We start from the raw sequence: 277 nt of genomic DNA, 5'->3' as shown, positions 1-277 counted from the left end.
ATCGTCCAGTAAATCAGCAAGTCGTAGTTCAGCGAGAGCACCGTGTCGAACCCTTTAAGGTACTGGTACATATTGGGCAGATGTTGTGTGACCTGCTCGTACTCAGGGTGTACGCTGCGGACCGCCTGTATTAAGGAGTCTCGAACTCGCACATACGCCTGGTGCGTTCGCTCGTCAGGAATCTCCAGTGACCGATTCACATTGCTGGCCTGCCAGACCAGCCGCAGGACAAGCTCAAAATCGCTGGTTTCGAAGAAGTCGAACAGGCGCTGCACAT

At 53.8% G+C, this 277-nt stretch carries 1 protein-coding gene; it reads right to left on the bottom strand.

Features of this window, described 5'->3' with window-relative positions; all coding sequences use genetic code 11:
• Positions 1-277 (bottom strand): DUF4917 family protein (locus KMS84_RS40070; protein ID WP_256921580.1); only part of this gene is annotated, 277 nt, incomplete at both ends.

This window comes from Streptomyces hilarionis, from assembly GCF_024539675.1.
Taxonomy (GTDB): Bacteria; Actinomycetota; Actinomycetes; order Streptomycetales; family Streptomycetaceae; genus Streptomyces; species Streptomyces hilarionis.
The sequence above is the reverse complement of the archived record's forward strand: the minus strand, read 5'-3'. Positions and strand labels throughout refer to the sequence as shown.